This is a genomic window from Duganella zoogloeoides, from assembly GCF_034479515.1.
Classification (GTDB): Bacteria; Pseudomonadota; Gammaproteobacteria; order Burkholderiales; family Burkholderiaceae_D; genus Rugamonas; species Rugamonas zoogloeoides.
The window spans coordinates 3,180,612-3,195,937 of the sequence record NZ_CP140152.1; the positions used below are offsets into that span (position 1 = coordinate 3,180,612).

The 15,326-nt window shown below is 61.7% G+C and carries 8 protein-coding genes; 2 read left to right on the forward strand and 6 right to left on the reverse strand.

Annotation, left to right across the window (positions count from 1 at the left end; all coding sequences use genetic code 11):
• Positions 1 to 221 precede the first annotated feature (221 nt).
• The gene (locus tag SR858_RS13980; RefSeq protein ID WP_157094844.1) at positions 222 to 1,961 is read left to right on the forward strand and encodes an ABC transporter ATP-binding protein/permease; all 1,740 of its coding nucleotides are present in this window, start codon (positions 222 to 224) and stop codon (positions 1,959 to 1,961) included.
• A 47-nt stretch (positions 1,962 to 2,008) separates the two neighbouring features.
• Here SR858_RS13980 and SR858_RS13985 read toward each other — a convergent pair whose 3' ends face one another.
• From SR858_RS13985 to SR858_RS14000, 4 genes are all read right to left on the reverse strand, one after another.
• Positions 2,009 to 2,974 (reverse strand): glycoside hydrolase family 6 protein, encoded by a 966-nt coding sequence (locus tag SR858_RS13985; protein ID WP_019924257.1) that lies wholly within the window; start codon positions 2,972 to 2,974, stop codon positions 2,009 to 2,011.
• A gap of 47 nt (positions 2,975 to 3,021) precedes the next feature.
• Positions 3,022 to 4,278, reverse strand: coding sequence for a sugar MFS transporter (locus SR858_RS13990; RefSeq protein WP_019924256.1), 1,257 nt, complete (start codon positions 4,276 to 4,278; stop codon positions 3,022 to 3,024).
• Positions 4,279 to 4,301: 23 nt separating this feature from the next.
• A complete protein-coding gene (locus tag SR858_RS13995) occupies positions 4,302 to 5,225 on the reverse strand; it encodes a glycoside hydrolase family 6 protein (RefSeq protein ID WP_026637729.1) in 924 nt (307 codons plus the stop codon).
• Between the two features lie 70 nt (positions 5,226 to 5,295).
• Complete coding sequence (locus tag SR858_RS14000) at positions 5,296 to 8,328, reverse strand: TonB-dependent receptor (RefSeq protein ID WP_019924254.1); 3,033 nt, start codon at positions 8,326 to 8,328, stop codon at positions 5,296 to 5,298.
• Between the two features lie 447 nt (positions 8,329 to 8,775).
• On the opposite strand from SR858_RS14000, the gene SR858_RS14005 reads away from it, so the two are divergent.
• Positions 8,776 to 10,953: a beta-glucosidase gene (locus SR858_RS14005; RefSeq protein WP_019924253.1), complete on the forward strand. Its 2,178-nt coding sequence runs from the start codon at positions 8,776 to 8,778 to the stop codon at positions 10,951 to 10,953.
• Between the two features lie 312 nt (positions 10,954 to 11,265).
• Here SR858_RS14005 and SR858_RS14010 read toward each other — a convergent pair whose 3' ends face one another.
• Both SR858_RS14010 and SR858_RS14015 read right to left on the reverse strand, forming a co-directional pair.
• Positions 11,266 to 12,897 (reverse strand): hypothetical protein, encoded by a 1,632-nt coding sequence (locus SR858_RS14010; protein WP_322533633.1) that lies wholly within the window; start codon positions 12,895 to 12,897, stop codon positions 11,266 to 11,268.
• 318 nt (positions 12,898 to 13,215) lie between these two features.
• Entirely contained in the window at positions 13,216 to 15,111 is a 1,896-nt protein-coding gene (locus tag SR858_RS14015; protein WP_322533634.1) for a hypothetical protein, read from the reverse strand.
• Positions 15,112 to 15,326: the final 215 nt, after the last annotated feature.

Below are 15,326 nucleotides of genomic sequence, written 5' to 3' on the forward strand. Positions count from 1 at the left end.
ATCCGAGTAAAACTGGATTAATGCGCACTGTTGTACTGTTTCTTTGCAAACATTTTCATAATAACGTTATGATGCAGTGCAACAGTCGATATCCATGCACCCAGCTCACATTCATAGGCGCATCCCATGTCATGTTTATTCCTTTTTAATTCGCTCCACTTACTTGCGCGCCCTGCCGGTCACCGCCATGGGCTGGCACAGCCACTGAAACCGTGCATCACTTGTCAACCACTTCTGCCGTGAACGCCGCACCCGCACACTCTTCCCCCGATGCCGCCCACCGGCCCGGCATGCTGCACCTGTTTGCGCCGTACTGGGGTGCGCGCAAGCGCTGGCGCGCCTGGCTGCTGGTGGTGCTGTGGCTGGCGATCACGCTGGGCTCCGCCTGGCTGTACGTCCGGGCCAACGAGCTGACCGGCGAATTGACCGACGCCCTGCTGGCCCGCAACTGGGACCTGCTGAAAAAAGTGGTCTGGATGACGATCGGCGTCGGCTTGCTGGTCGGTGCGCTCGGCGTGGTGCGCACTGCCATCATCGACCTGATCGACCTCGACTGGCGCACCTGGCTCAGCAACCACTACCTGGAACAGTGGTTCAGCTCGCATGCTTATTACGCCATGGATCCCGATGGCGCCCTTTCCAATGCCGACCAGCACATCGCCGAAGACGTCCGGCTGTTTGCCAACAGCAGCGTAGTCAACATCTCCAACATGATCAACGTGCTGGTCAACATCGTGGCTTTCACTGCGGTCTTATGGGCGCTCTCGGGAACCCTCACCATCCCGATCGGTGACTGGAGCATTAAAATCCCCGGCTACATGGTCTATGTCGCCCTGCTGTACAACCTTGCCTATTTGCTGCTGGTCCACTGGGTGGGAAAGCGCCTGATCGTGCTGGGCATGAAACGCCAGACCGTCGAGGCCGACTACCGCTACGGCGCCATGCAGGTGCGCGAAAACGCCGTGCAGATCGCGTTTTATGGCGGCGCCGCCAACGAATTGCAGCGCCTGCGCCGCCGCTTTGCGAAAATCCGCGACAACGTGCTGGCCACGGTCGTGCGCAACGCCAAGCTCGAGATGACCAGGACGGTCTATGGCCACCTGTTTGCCGTGCTGCCCACGTTGACCGCCCTGCCGCGCTATTTTGCCGGCGAGATCACGATGGGCGGCGTTACCCAGGCCGTCGGCGCCTTCGGCCAGCTGAGCGCGTCGCTCGGTTATTTCCAGGAGTCGTACAAGAGCTTTGCGATGTGGCTGGCACTGGCCAACCGCTTGCGCGATTTTTCGTGGGCGATCAACAAGGCCCACGCCCGGCCGAACGGTTTTACCGTGGTGCGCGGCAACCAGTCCGACATCCACAGCAGTGTGCTCGCCCTGCGCACGCCGGAAGGTGAGCCGCTGGCCGATGTGGCGCCGCTGAAACTGGCGGCCGGCAGCCGCACGCTGGTGCGCGGGCCGTCCGGCACCGGCAAGAGCACGCTGCTGCGCACCCTGGCCGGCATCTGGATGCACGGCGCCGGCACCGTCACGCTGCCGGCCAAGGCGCGCATCATGTTTCTGCCGCAGCGCAGCTACCTGCCGAGCGGCACCTTCAAGGCCGCCATGTGCTACCCGCTGATGCCCGACCAGTTCGACGACGCCACCTGCCGGCGCGTGCTGGAAATCTGCGGCCTGGGCGGGCGCATCACGTCACTTAACACGCGCGACAACTGGCAGCAGTTGCTGTCCGGCGGCGAACAGCAGCGCGTCGCCTTTGCCCGGGTGCTGCTGCAACGGCCCGACTTCGTGTTTCTCGATGAAGCGACCAGCGCGCTGGACCCGGCCACCGAAGCGAGCCTGTACCAGGCCCTGCTGAAAGAACTGCCCGACAGCGCCATCATCAGCGTGGCGCACCGCACCGCCGTAGCCGACTACCACGACGACATCATCGAGCTGGTGCCGAGCGCGGCGCAGGCGGCATAGCCGCGCAAGCCGGGTGGCGCTGGCGGCCTAGCCGCGCAAGCCGGGTTTTAGTAACCGTAGATCATCTTGTAGGCCAAGTCCGGCGAGAACGTTCCAGCCGGCGCCGCGCAGCCGTCCGACTCTCCGGGCGACTTGATCCACAAGACCATTTCCGGCGTACTGCCGGCCGGATTGACGCGCGGCGAAACGCCCAGCTTGCGGCCAGCCGGATCGCACCACTGGGTGCCGTTCGGTCCATTACCATTGCGGCTGGTATCGACCACGAAGGTTTTTTCCAGGCCACGCTGGCGCAAGGCGTTGGCCACCGCCACGCCATACGGATTGCTCTCGGCATCGGTACGGTAGTTCGAGACGTTGAGCGCAAAGCCACGCGCACCGGCCACGCCCGCATTGACCAGCCGCGTGGCCGCTTCCGCCGGGGTCAGCCAGGCACTGTTGCCGATGTCGAGATACAGGTAAGCGCCGGGCGCCAGCGCGGCAAATTGCGCCACTGCGTAGCGCAGCAGTTCCAGCCGTGCGCTTTTGCCGGCTGCGTCCAGGCAGTCCAGTTGCGGCAAGGCGTCGGGCTCGAGCACGACGATGGCCGGCCGACTGCCGACGGCAGTGGCAAACGCGCGGATCCAGTCGCGGTAAGCCTGCAGCGAGCCGGCGCCACCTGCGCTGTACTGGCCGCAGTCGCGCGCCGGGATGTTGTACGCCACCAGCACCGGGGTGCGCCCGTAGTACCACGCGGTGCCGACGAAATGGCCGACGGCGGCACCGATCTCGCCGCTCCAGCCACCGAACCAGCGTGCGCCAGGCTGGTTGGCGATGCGATTGCGGATATCGGTTACGCGCCCGTCGCTGGGGTGGTTGCCGGCCCAGATGGCAGCGGTCGATTGCGGATCGACGTACAGTGGCGGCAGCGCAGCGGCAGCCCCCGTGCAAGCGAGCAGCGACAGCGACGGCAGCAGCCGTTTCGCCAGGGTGGCCAGGTGCGGCCGTTTTGCATGTTGCGGGTGTTTCATCGTCATGCTGGTCTCCTTTTTTGGATTTATCGATACAACGTCAGCCGCCAGGCTTATGCGGCAGCCTGGCGGTAAATGCCGGCATACTTGATGCCGAACCACAGGATCGGCAAATAGCACGCGGCGGGCAGCAGGAACGACGCTTGCACGCCCACCAGGTCGGCCAGCACGCCCTGCCCCACCGGCACCACGGCGCCGCCCACGATGGCCATGCACAGCAGGCCGGCGGCCTGGCCGGTGCCGGCGCCCAGCTGGTGCAAGCCCATGCTGAAGATGGTGGGGAACATGATGGCGTTGCACAGGCCCACGGCCAGGACGGCCCACATGGCGACGCTGCCGCTGCCGAACACGGCCACCAGGATCAGCACCACGGCCAGGGCCGCGCTGAACGCCAGCGCCTTGCCGGCGCTGACGCGGCGCATCACCAGCGCGCCGACAAAGCGCCCCACCATCGCCCCGCCCCAGTACAGGCTGACGTAATGGGCGGCGTTTGCCACGCTCAAGCCGGCGATATGGCGCTCGGTCAGGAAATTGACGATGAAGCTGCCGATTGCCACTTCGGCGCCCACGTACAGGAAGATCGCCAGCACCGCGAACACCAGGCGCGGATGCTGGCGCAGCACCAGCGGCGTGCGGTCGTCGGCAGTTGCCGCCACTTGCGGCAGCCTGGCCAGCGCAAAGCCCATGCTCAGGGCCAGCAGCGTGAACGCCAGCATCAGGTACGGTCCCTGCACGGCGTGCGCACCGTCGGCGGCGCCGTCCGACAGGATCAGCCAGGCGCCCACCAGCGGGCCGACCGTGGTACCCAGCGAGTTGAAACCCTGGGTCAGCGTGAGCCGACCGGAGGCAGTGGCCGCCGGCCCGAGGATGGTGACGTAAGGATTGGCCGCCACTTGCAGCATGGTGATGCCGCTGGCCAGCACGAACAGCGCGGCCAGGAACAGACCGAAGCCGGCTTGCGCGGCCGGATAAAACATCAGGCAGCCGACACCGGCCGTGGCCAGCCCGGCCACCACGCCGCGCTGGTAGCCGATGCGCCGCACCAGCGCGCCGGCCGGCAGCGAGACCAGGAAGTACGCGCCGAAAAAGCACGACTGCACCAGCATCGCCTGCACATAGCTCAAGGTGTACACCGCGCGCAAGTGCGGAATCAGCACGTCGTTCAGCGCCGTGATCAGGCCCCACATGAAAAACAGCATGGTGACCATGGTCAGTGCGCCGCCCTGGGTGGGCTGCGGCGGCAGGCCTTTGTGCGCGCCAGGCGGTTCGGATGGTTCGGGCCGGGTCTGGACCGGTTGAATGATTGCCACGTTATTCCTTTGTGTGAGATGGTTTAGCGGCCGTCGATCATCTTGTGCGCGAGGTCGGGCACGAAGGTGCCGGCGGCGGCGGCGCAACCGTCGGCTTCGCCCGGGGACTTGATCCACAATGTCATGGCCGGCTGGCTGCCGGCGGCATGGATGCGCGGCGCAGCGCCGAGGCGGCGGCCGGCCGGGTCGCACCATTCCTTGCCGAGCGGGCCGGCGCCGTTGCGGCTGGTATCGACCACGAAGCTTTTTGTCAGCCGGTACTTGTCGCGCAGCGCATCGGCCACGGCGATGCCGTACGGGTTGCTCTCGGCATCGGTGCGGTAGTTCGAGACGTTGAGCGCGAACCCTGCCGCCCCGGCCACGCCGGCGTCCACCAGCCGCCTGGCGGCTTCCGGCGGCGCCAGCCAGTCGCTGTTGCCGATGTCGATATACACCTGGGCGTTCGGCGCCAGCGTTGCCAGCTGGCCGGTGGCGTACTGGAACAGTTGCAAGCGGTTCGCCTTGCCCGCCGCATCGAGGCAGTCGAGCTGCGGCAAGGCATCCGGTTCCAGCACCACCACGGCGGCGCGGCTGCCGATGCCGCCGGCAAATGCGCGGATCCAGTCGCGGTAGCCATTCATGGAACCGGCGCCGCCGGCGCTGTGCTGGCCGCAATCGCGCGCGGGGATGTTATAGGCCACCAACACCGGCAGGCGGCTGGCAGCAGCCGCTGCCGCAACGTACTGGTCCACGGCGGGGCCGATGTCGCCGCTCCAGCCGCCGAACCAGCGCGCGCCGGGCTGGCTGGCGATGTGCGCGCCGATGGCGGCTGCGCGCGGGTCGTCCGGGTGGGCGCGCACCCAGGCGGCGGCGCTCGACTGTGGATCGGCATAGAGTTCGGTGGCGGTGGCAGTCGTGGCAACGGCCAGCAGGCAGGCCAGCGCCAGCCCAGGCAATGTGTGCGTCATATGGTCCTTGTCGGGTGGAGGGGTCACGGCCAGGACCGGCATTGCCGGCCCTGGCTGCTGGCGGAGATGCCTAGAACGTGTAGTGCAGCTGCGCCGTGTAGCGCGGACCGGTCTTGAACCAGGTGTGGTTCATATTGCCGATATGCTGGTCCATGGTCTGGCGGAACTGGACATCGTTGAGGTTTTGCGCCTCCAGGCCGATCGACAGCTTCTCGGTGATCTTGTAGAAGATCGACGCATCGACCTGGCCGTAGGCTTCCGCCCACAGCGGCAGGCCCCAGGCCAGGTTCTCGGCGCCGTAGGTCGGGCTGGCCGGGTTGGTGTCCTTGCCATCGGTGCCGCGCGCGCCATAGGTGTTGACGGCCTGCAGGCTGCGCGAACGCCAGTTGTAGGCCACCCGTGCAGAAACCGGGCCGCGGTCGTACATCAGCGCCAGGTTGCCGCTGCGGCGCGACAGCCCCTGCAACGGCAGGTCGCCGAACACGCGGCCGTCGGTATCGCAGCCGTTGATGTTGAGGTTCAGGTTGACCGCGCCGTCGGCGTTACCGCTGCAATACGCCGAATACACGGGGTTGTACAGGTCGCGCTTGCTGTCCACGAAGGTGAAGCTGGCCTGCACGCCGATGCCCTTGAGCCAGTCCGGCACACTGTCGTAATACTGCTGGTAAGCCAGTTCGAAGCCGCGCGCACGGCCCTTGGCGCCGTTGACCGGCGACGTGACGGCAAAGTTGTGCATGGTGCCGGCCGTGTCGGGCAGCTGCACGTTGACCAGCTGGTCCACCACGATATCTTTCAGGCGCTTGTTGAACAGCGCCAGCGTCAGCGAGCCGCCTGGCTTGAAGTACCACTCCGCCGTCAGGTCCAGCTGGGTGGACGTGGTGGGCCGCAGCATCGGATTGCCTGCCGCCTCGCCGGTGAGGCTGACGTTGCTGACGTTGACCGCACCGGTCACCGGATCGACGCTGCTGTTGACCACTTGCGACAGCGAGTTATAGGCCTGCAGCTTGTTGAAGTCCGGCCGCGAGATCGCCTTGGCCAGCGCCAGGCGGAACTGCCAGCCGTCGTTGCCTTTCAGGCGCAGGTTCAGGCTTGGCAGCACGTTGTTGTAGGTGTTCTGGAAGTCGCCGGGACTCGAGAACGCGCGGATATCGGGAATCGGCACGCCGACCACGGCCGCGCCGGGCGGAATCACCGTGGTGTTGGGCGACAGTACCGTGTAGCCGGCGGCCTTCATGTCAGTCCTCACATAACGCACGCCGATATTGCCGTCCACCGGGTACTTCAGGTCGTCGAAGCCGAAGCGCAGCTGGGTGTAGAACGCCTTGGTTTTTTCCGACACATTGTTGGTTTCAGCCGGATCGGTACCGAACGTGGCGCGCTTCCACGGTTCGCACTCGCCCCAGCCCTGGATGGCGGCCTGCTCCTGGCACAGCACCGTATGGTAGCTGTGCAGGGTTTCGTAGCTGGTGGGGTAGCCGCGCGCCACCGAGTCGGCCGGGAATACCGCTGCCGGCACCGACGCGCTGCCGTTGAAGAAGTTATTGAACTGGTGCACGCGCGCCTCGCTGGCAAAGCGTGGATCGCCCAGGTAAGCGAGCGTGGGGATGTTCCAGCCCAGCATCCACGGCTGCGTGATCGGCTGCCAGTTGTAGCTGGGGTTGGAGTTTTGCGTGTCCGACCGGCGGTCGGTAAAACGCACGCCGAACCGCACGTCGCGCAGCACGGCGTGGTCGAAGTTGCGCTGGAAGTCGGTCTTCCACACGTTGTTGCTGGCCGTGGAGCGGTCGAGGTGCTCCATGGTGTAGCCCCAATAGTAATTGTTGGGGTTGGCGATGTAGGCGCGGTCGGCGTCGTCGAAGGTCAGCGTCGGCAGGCCGCCGGTCAGGTCCAGGCCCTGCTTTTGCAGGCGCAAGCCGGTGGCCACGTCGGAATCGAGCGAACTGGTCTTGGCGCGGATGCGCTGGAAGTCGTTGCGGATGGTCCAGTCCTGGTTCACGCGCCATTGCACGTTCAGGGCGATGTCGGTGGTGGACGAATCGCGGGCCGACACGCGGCGGTCCGGGTTCAGGTTGATGCCGCCATTGTCGGGATCGGACAGGGTGCCGGACAGCAAGGCGCCGTTGGCGCCATACACGCCATTGGCCACCTGGATCGCGTACGGGGTGGCGTGCGACATCAGCATGGCCTGTTCGCTCCAGCTGTTCTGGTAGCTGGACTTGAAATACGTGAGCGAAGCGGTCAGGTCGCGGTTCGGGCGCCATTGGGCGGCGGCATACTGGCCCTTGCGCTCGCGTTCGAATTCCATGGTGCGCCAGGTCACGCCCTTCGGCACCCAAACGGTTTTGCCCGGCACCAAGTTGTCGCGCGGATAGTACGGTTCGATCTGGAAGTTGTCGGTGCGGGTGTCGCTTTGCGACTTGGCAAAGTCCACCAGCAGGCCGAATTCGCCGAACGGCGTCTGCCAGCGGTCCGACAGCAGCAGCGAGGTCGATGGCGTGGCCTTGCCCTCGCGCAGCGTCGAGTACGACATCTGGCCCGAGATCGCGCCGCGGAAGCCCTTGTAATCGAACGGCATGGCGGTGCGCAGGTTGACCAGGCCGCTGATGGCGCCTTCGATCTGCTCGGCGGACGGATTCTTGTACACGTCCACGCCGGCCATCAGTTCGGGCGGCACGTCCTCGAAGCTGAGCGAGCGCGAGCCGTTGGCGGAAAACGAATCGCGGCCGTTCAGTTCCGAGCGCACGTAGTTCAGGCCGCGAATCGCGACGCCGGAACCCTCGACCGCGTAGTGCTGCGGGTCGCCTGCCATGCTGCGGTCGATGGTCACGCCCACCACCCGTTGCAGCACCTCGGTCACGGAGCGGTCCGGCAGTTTGCCGATGTCGTCGGCATTGATGGAATCGACGATCTCGTCGGCGTTCTGCTTGATTTTTTGCGCGGACTGCAAGGCTGCGCGCTGGCCGGACACCACTACCACGCTGGTTTCGGCAGGTGCGGCCGGTTGCGGCTCGGCGGGCATGGTCTGGGCCCAGGCGCTGGCGCCGGACATCACGCCAATGTGCGCCACGGCAATCGCCATGGCCGTCTTGTTCAGGTGTTTCATTCTGTCTCCGATGCGGATTGTTGCATTATTTTGGTCGCTACCGTTGCTATGAAATCGTTGTCAAACGTGGTTAAAAAAACTTGAACAATGCAACCGAGAATCCGCCTAGCAAAAAATACCGGCAGTTGCATTGCGATTTTCACCAACCAAGATTATGAAATCGCTTTCAGGTGGCAAAGTTACCCGAATTACAAATCGAGCGTCAAGAATTTGTTTAGCTGTACTCACTAAACGTAGTAAAAATACCTAAAATTTTCTATTTTGAGTACCTGAACTACAAAGCGCTTGACTTCCGAAGCCGATCTGCCGAAGATGCCGTGAAATCGTTTTCAGTCAAAAGCAATGATGCTTCTCGACCTAAAAAGCATGAAATCATTGCCAAAATCCGTTAAGCCGCAGCTTTATCACTACAACCAGAGGTAATAGATGAGACAAATTTCCACCATCATGCGGCCCCTGCCGCTGCTGATGACATTGATGTTCGGAACGGGCCATGCCGCGGCGGCCACCCCCGCCCAGCTCGACACCCGCGCCCGCACCGCTGTGGCGGAAATGACACTCGCCGAGAAGATCCAGACCGTTTTCGGTTACTTCTCGACCGATTACAAGGGCACGGCCAAGCCCGAGAAAGGCGTGCCCTTCAGCGCCGGCTACCTGCCCGGCGTGCCGCGCCTGGGCATCCCGGACCAGCAACTGACCGACGCCGGCACCGGCGTGGCCTCGCAGCCGAACCCCGCCCCGCGCCAGCGTACGGCCCTGCCGGCGGGCATTGCCACCGCCGCCAGCTGGAACCCGGCGCTCAGTTACGCGGGCGGCGCCATGATCGGCAAGGAAGCGCGCCTGTCGGGCCACAACGTCATGCTGGCCGGGGGCGTCAACTTGCAGCGCGAACCCCGCGCGGGCCGCAATTTCGAGTACGCGGGTGAAGATCCGCTCCTGGCGGGCGTCATCGCCGGCGAACAGATCCGGGGCATCCAGTCCAACCACCTGGTGGCCACCGTCAAGCACTTCGCCTACAACGACCAGGAAACCGGCCGCTTCAAGGTCGATGTCAGGATCGACGACGCAGCCGGCCGCATGTCGGACCTGCTGGCATTCCAGATCGCCATCGAACGGGGCGACCCCGGCTCGGTCATGTGCAGCTACAACCGCGTCAACGGCGCCTACGCGTGCGAAAACGACTACCTGCTGAACCAGGTTCTCAAGCGCGACTGGGGCTACAAGGGCTATGTGATGTCCGACTGGGGCGCGGTGCATTCGACCATACCAGCCGCGCTGGCTGGCCTGGACCAGCAGTCGGGCTGGCCGTTCGACCAGTCGCCGTACTTCAACGGCGCGCTCAAGGAGGCGGTGGAAAACGGCCACGTGCCGCCGGCGCGTCTCGACGACATGGCCTACCGCATCGTGCGCGCCATGATGGCCAATGGCCTGACGGAACACCCGGTGCGGGTGGAGCCCGAAAACATCGACTACGCGCGGCATGCCGAGATTGCGCAGGCGGTGGCCGAAGAAGGCATCGTGCTGCTGAAGAATCGCAACGGCGTATTGCCGCTGACCGGCCGGCAGCAGACGATTGCCGTGATCGGCGGCCATGCGGACGTGGGCGTGCTGTCGGGCGGCGGCTCGTCCCAGGTCTATCCGGTCGGCGGCTCGCCGGTGCCCAACGAGGGGCCTGCCGCCTTCCCCGGACCGATCATCTACGCGCCCTCCTCGCCGCTGGCGGCGCTGGCCGCGCGCCTGCAGGCAAAACTGGTCTATCACGACGGCAAGGACGCGGCGGCGGCTGCCAGGCTGGCGGCAACGAGCGACCTGGCCATTGTCTTCGCCACCCAGTGGACCGCCGAGAGCATCGACCAGCCCGACCTGTCGCTGCCTGGCAGGCAGGACGTTCTGATCGCCGCCGTGGCGGCCGCCGGCAAGTCCACCGTGGTGGTGCTGGAGACCGGATCGCCGGTGACCATGCCGTGGCTGGCCAACGTGGATGCCGTGGTGCAGGCCTGGTACCCGGGCAGCCGCGGTGGCGATGCGATCGCCCGCGTGCTGACCGGCGAGGTGGACGCGTCCGGGCGCCTGCCCGCGACGTTCCCGCTGTCGGTGGCGCAGTTGCCGCGTCCCGTGGTCGATGGCGTGGGTCTGGCGGAAGATGCGCGCTTTGCCACCGACTACTACATCGAAGGCGCAGCGGTGGGCTACAAGTGGTTCGACAAGCACGGCCACAAACCGCTGTTCGCCTTCGGCCACGGCTTGTCGTACACGTCGTTCAGCTATTCGGCGGTGAAGGCGCAGGCGCAGGCCGGCGCGTTAATGGTCTCGTTCAAGGTAACCAACACCGGCCAGCGTGCCGGCAAGGCCGTGCCGCAGGTATACGTAAGCAAGAAAGGATCGGGCTGGGAAGCGCCGAAGCGCCTGGGCGGCTGGGACAAGCTCACCCTGGCGGCGGGCGCTGCCGGCGAAACCCGCATCGAGATCGACCCGCGCACGCTGGCCGTGTTCGACTCGGCCAGGGGCCGCTGGAAAATCGCTGCCGGCGAGTACGAGGTGATCCTTGCCGAAGCGGCGGATGCGCCGGTGGCGACAGTCAAGGTCCGGCTGCCGGCCCGGGAGTTTGCCGCCGGCGCGCGCTGAACGCCGGGTCTCCGACATCTCGGCCGCTGTCAGCGCGGAACTTTTCGATCAAGCATAGCCAGCGCGCCCAGCATCAGGCCGCGCATGCCTCACGCCATTTCAGCTTTTTCCACCGCGCGGTTGGCCGGCGACAGAGTACACCATGTCGGACACCGCGATGCAGTGGAACCCCGCGGTTGACAGCAGTCAGGGCAATCCCACCATGAAAACGCTGCTGGCAGTCCTCGAAGGAGTAGGTTTGAAGCTGGGCATATATCGAGCAATCTGATGTGGGCGATGATTGGATTAGAATCAGCCCTAATACGTTCGCTATTACTCGAACCGTTGCTCGCGCCGCTCATCCTCCTCCTGTTCACGCAACCTTTCGCGCTCGATCCTGTTCGCAATTTTTTCAGATATCGACTTTGCTGCAGCAGAGATTGCCGCGTTCTTATGTGTAACCAGCACGGCGATTGCAGCAGCTCTAGGCTGCATGGCGCTAGCCATGCTACCAGCCCAACTTGAAGGCGATACGCGCTCGGCATATGCATCCAGAACAGCTTCTGGATTTGTAGACGCCTCCAGCAGCCTGACTGCTGATTCGGATAGTGTCACTTCCGCCAGATCCTCCTCACTGGACCAGACACGGATCGCCGCAGCGACAAACGGCCAAACGCTGCTGTTGCTCCTGGCACCACACCAATCAATCAAAACTTGAATATCGACTTCCGCAAGAGGTGGGCTATCCATGCCACCATGGCTCATAAACATCAATCGTCGATTTCGTTGTTTTTCCGTACCCTCAAAAACGCGATCAAGAAACACTTTTGGCAACAACGCGACGGTCGTCTGGATGACTTTTTCAAAAGCGTGAACGTAGCCGTAGCTCTCATCAATTACATCGAAGATCGTGTCGAGCCACTCGAGCTTTTCGGCTTCGTTGCCAGCGAAGCGCAATGCTGCACCGACGACGGTATCCATCGCGTGGTCTCCCCGTCCACCACGATAAGTATCGTTCTTCCGGAGCCGTTGGATCGCTGCTCTCAGACCCACCAGTCGCAGTTCGGCGCCGAGAGTATCGACTGCGTCATCTTTGTTATGTAGCCGCATATCCAGTGCGTCCAGAACTACGTCATCACCGTTCGGCTTAGTCAGTAGCCGCTGAGCTAGAGCAAGCAAACGGTGCACTGGGAGATGTGCATAGTCGTCCCTCCATAGGATAGGCCCAAACGTTCCCAAGTAAGTGGCAGGATCATCCAGAAGGGTCTCACAGCGACTCAGGTCCGCCTCTGTAAAAATGCCCTGTGGGTGCAAGAGGACCAGCACATTTCGAAGTTCTGGCTGCTGCGCACACTGATCGAGCAACTCCTGCGCCAACACGATATCGACCGCGTTCGTCTCCTCGATGAAACCGCCGAAGACTATAAAGTTCGACTTGTCCCCCGTCTGCTGGACCATGTGTGCAACAAGTTTCCGCCATCCAGCATGCACATCATGCGCCCCTCTCGCCAGCCCTCTTCCAAACGCTGCACGATACGGCATCCAATCCCTGGAAAACAGCTTGGATCCCAAGTCATCAAGCTCATGGCCTGATGCAGCAAAGTTCTCTCCCAATTGGAGCGCCCTGGCTTGGAGTCGTTTTTCAGCGTCTCCATAATTATCGTGATCCTTGTGGAAGTCGGCGTCCAGCGCCCAGTAGTCACCACTGCTCAGCACATAAGTCATTATCGTCGGAACCAGGTCGCGGGGTTCCAACTCATTCGCAAGCATGGCAAGCGCTTCCGGTAGAGGCTGGAAATTTTCTTCATCCTGACGCTTGATATAGTCGAAATAAATTGTTGATCGAACGGCTTTCCAACCCTCACCAAACGGGTAGTACGCGTTTAGCTCGCGAAAAGCATCGACAAGTTTCTCCTTCATCGGTTCGTGATGCCAAATCCCTCTGAACGCGTTTGCCAAAGTCATCCTTGCGGGTCCCTCAAGTTCAGAGTCGCCCGAGGACGCCAATTTCACGGCAACGTCGATGAAGGCGCTACGCCACACAACCAATTCATTATGGTTTGGTTGAGATCCATAGTTTCTGGGGCGAGCGCCAAACTCGCTTATCTCAATTCCGGTCCACGACGGTCCCGACAAAGCGGATGAGAGCATCTTAAAACCTAGCGATTTCCGTCCTACATCGTCAGAAGAGAAGCACTCATTCATGACCGCAATTCGCTGCGCCAAAGAGGCATGCGTGCCGGATAAATAGGGTTGGAAAAACTTGGTGACCTTGGCTCGAACCTAGTTGGAATTATTGTTCTCTTCTTCATCATCCGTAGCGCGAATCAGGAGCCTGACGCAGCGGTCAAAAGCAATCGGTTCGTATGCTAGTGATCGCAATAAATTGAAAATGGTCGAGCGCTGAGAAGTGTAACGTGGATGCGTACCGTTAAATTCAGGTGAAGTGAGTTCTGCTTCGATCCTGTCAAGCAGTGCTTCAGGTGCGACCGGAGCGATATAGTCGAGAATTCGCAACGACATCTCGTCCAAGTCAGATAGCCGCCCCAATAGTCCGTCCGGATGAAGCCACACCTCAACGATCTCTCTTGCGACAGGGTGATCATGCAAAAGACCCAACCTATGCGCAAACGACATCAGTAGGCGTTGACGACCGGCACCTTCAAAGACCGCTCTCAGTTGATCGACCCGAATATTACTGAGTGCCGATGCTGCGAGCTTGTTAGCAATAGCATGAGGCAGAATAGCTCTCCAACGCCCGCGCATTTGTACAATATGGCGTTCAGCCAGCTTATTGACCGATTTAAACAGCTGCGCATGGGAATGCCCAGCGATCGAACCAAGTAATTCCAGCTCATGATCGCCAACTTCCGGGGTAGAAATCGAGAACGAATATACCAAGGACAGTATTTCAGCCTGCTCCCGCAAATCGTTGTCTGCCTGATTGCGCTGTTCGAACAAGCGGCTGAACAACTGGGCATCCGAAAGCTGTCCCAAGCTCTCGCCTACCTCTACCCTCTCCGCAATAGCCAAAGATACTCTCGCGTTGCCATCGGCAAACTCCGCAATGCGACGTGCGTTGCTCTGACCGATGCCCGGGAAGCGGCGTAGCAAAAGTCGCTCGGCAATCTCTGGCCCGACGGCTTCAATATGAACTACTTCTGTGGTCTGTGGTTTATCATCCCTGATGTCATACTCAACCGTGATAAGCCTTACATTACCATCTTCGGCAGATACCCTGCGAGCGAGTGAAGAGTGCAATTCCGACGGGCAGTTATCCAGTATGAGAACGGCGCGCCGCCGCTCTGCGATAAGCCTGTCCAGCATCGCAGTAGCCGAAAGCGTGGGATCTGCACCGGTATCAACATAGACCGCCAATGTTCGGTCCAGCGCATTCTGACCGAGTGTTTCGTCAAACAGTGCCTGAACAATCCTGGTTTTTCCTACACCTGATAACCCGGTGATTCGAACAGCTTTTCCAGTAGCCCGGATGAGCTCTCTCATCGGCTCAATAGCGTTTTCCAAACTAAGTTTTTGATGCTTTTGCGACGGCAAAGTGACTAATACGCCTGAGTCCAATATCAGCGTATCGTCAGCACCTCGAGGCGGATTACTCCAGGCTCCGTATGCCTGCCACCCCGAGTATCCCTGGCCCAGCTTTTGCTTCAACCACAGCATAACCGAAGGGTGCTGCCGTACCCACTGCACCAGCTTGGAGCGGTCGTAAAAGTCCAAGTGGATATTGGCTTTATTGGGGTCGTCCTCCATTGCACGGCACATCGCTGACAAGCGTTCATTTTTCATGAGGGGAGAGCAATCATCAGCCAAACTGACGATAATATAACTCCCACCGTTCGCAGCCTGCTCACTGATCGTTGGTGACAACGCTCCAGCTGCCACCATTTCCTTCATCACCTCACCCTTCGGCATTGAATACTTCTTAGACTGTAAGATCGTATCTGGCCTTTCAAGAAAACCGGTGCTGAATTCATCTTCAAGAACATGAACGCGAATATCAATTCCACCATCGGGAGCACTGATCGAACCTGACCAACTTACCCTGGCAGGACTATGCCCCTTCGCCGCCACTTCTGCCTCAGCAAGCCGGGCTATAAATTCTTCCAACAGCTCATCCGACAATCCCGTCAGTTGATCTTTTTCGATGTCGAAGATTGCCACAACTTCACCTCAGTAAAATGATTGGTATGAACAAATGGTGGCCCATGATTTCAGGAAATAGTACTGGAAAGCTGTAGCCCACGGGACAGTTATCGCAAAGCGCTGCGAGCAGCAGATATTTAAAATAAATTAAGCCCGCGATTGGCGGGCTTGGCATGGTTCTAGTTCTTAACAGTTGCGATCATGGCGGCAGAAAGGGGCAGTTCCAAAACCAG

Excerpts from the sequence above, each read along its gene's own strand:
- SR858_RS13985 (WP_019924257.1), bottom strand. The coding sequence starts at position 2,974 with ATGACGATGAAACACCCGCAACATGCAAAACGGCCGCACCTGGCCACC.
- SR858_RS13995 (WP_026637729.1), bottom strand. The coding sequence starts at position 5,225 with ATGACGCACACATTGCCTGGGCTGGCGCTGGCCTGCCTGCTGGCCGTT.
- SR858_RS14000 (WP_019924254.1), bottom strand. The coding sequence starts at position 8,328 with ATGAAACACCTGAACAAGACGGCCATGGCGATTGCCGTGGCGCACATT.
- SR858_RS14005 (WP_019924253.1), top strand. The coding sequence starts at position 8,776 with ATGCGGCCCCTGCCGCTGCTGATGACATTGATGTTCGGAACGGGCCAT.
- SR858_RS14010 (WP_322533633.1), bottom strand. The coding sequence starts at position 12,897 with ATGACTTTGGCAAACGCGTTCAGAGGGATTTGGCATCACGAACCGATG.